Origin of the sequence: Wohlfahrtiimonas populi, assembly GCF_002006795.1 — a bacterium.
Taxonomy (GTDB): Bacteria; Pseudomonadota; Gammaproteobacteria; order Cardiobacteriales; family Wohlfahrtiimonadaceae; genus Wohlfahrtiimonas; species Wohlfahrtiimonas populi.
Window position 1 is genome coordinate 1 of record NZ_MVDN01000040.1, and the last position, 1,385, is coordinate 1,385.

The 1,385-nt window shown below is 31.7% G+C and carries 2 protein-coding genes; both read left to right on the forward strand.

The annotated features are described in order from the left end of the window. The first annotated feature begins 157 nt into the window (after nt 1-157). Complete coding sequence (locus BZK16_RS13830) at nt 158-550, forward strand: lysozyme inhibitor LprI family protein (protein WP_077929464.1); 393 nt, start codon at nt 158-160, stop codon at nt 548-550. 31 nt (nt 551-581) lie between these two features. Continuing rightward, a partial coding sequence (locus BZK16_RS13835; protein WP_143691205.1) for a peptidoglycan-binding domain-containing protein occupies nt 582-1,385 on the forward strand: 804 nt, incomplete at its 3' end.

The window sequence follows — 1,385 nt, forward strand, 5'->3', positions numbered from 1 at the left end:
CGAGCAAGTGAAACTAGAAGTAAATCGGTTTATGCATTAGAATTGACCGCTAATATTATTGTAGGGAAGTAAAATTTGATTACGGTTTAAAAAGCTATTTATGTTGTGTGAATTGTTTTTTAAATTGTTATAAATTAAATAAGCTCAAGGATTATTCATGAAAAATAAAATATTAATTGGTATAACATTCTCTTTGTTGATTTCATGTTCTGTTGCAGCAGAGTTGGTCTGTGATGAAAAACAAGCTGAGCAAGGTATTATGCCTGCAATATTTGATTGTGCTAATGTTGAAATTGGAATTGAAGATAAAAAATTAAATATAATATATAAAGAAATCATTATGTTATCTAATGAGAAAGAAAAGAGTTTTATTCAACAATCTCAAAGGGCGTGGCTTAAGCTTATTGAAAATGATCAACAATTTGTATATTTAATCTATGGGCAAGGGCAATATGCACAGTTGCGTACTTTAGAAGTATATTTGGAAGCATTAAAAGTGCGCGTGGATCAACTCAAAAATTATAAAAGCCAATTAGACATTGGATATTAGATATTAGTTTACAATCATTGGAGGTAAGAAGATGAATGATTCAATAGATAAGAAATGGGAGCTTGGGCAAACATCAAAAAAATATGAATCAGGAGGTAAGGGGGCTAGTACTATATCAACTGGGCAGGGAGATCATGGTGGTGTTTCTTATGGAACATATCAACTATCTTCAAAAATGGGAACTTTACAGGATTTTGTAAGTAAAAATTATTCTGAAGAATTTAAAGGCTTAACTGTTAACAGCGAAGAATATAAAGCCAAATGGAGAGAATTAGCAAAAAGTGATGAAAATTTTGGCACGAATCAACATGAATACATAAAAGAAACTCATTACGATGTTCAACTAAATAAATTAAAAAATAAAGGTGTTGATCTAAGTGAAAGAGGCAATGCTGTTCAGGATATGATCTGGAGTACAGCAACACAAATGGGACCCGATACAGAAAGAATTTATAATGCGTTGAAACATTATCATGGTGAAAAATTTGACATAACAAATATTTCTGATGCTGAAATTATTAATAGTGTACAAAATTATAAAGTGCTTAAAAATGAAGTCTTTTTTAAAAGCTCAAGTGATAAAGTGAAGGCCGGCACTTTAGATCGAGCTTATGATGAACGCGCAGAATTATTACAATTAGCGGGTGTTACTGATATTTCAATTGGTCAGGATTTAAAAATAGGCAAAACTAGCGCACAAGTGAAAGATATTCAAGTCGCACTCACTACAGCAGGATACGACACTAATGGTACTGATGGAAGTTTTGGGAATAATACGTTGCTTGCAGTTAAAGCATTTCAAAAAGCAAATAATTTGCCTGAAACTGGTGTAATT

What these genes read in the sequence shown, in the direction of transcription:
- BZK16_RS13830 (WP_077929464.1), top strand. Translation starts at nt 158, where the DNA reads ATGAAAAATAAAATATTAATTGGTATAACATTCTCTTTGTTGATTTCA.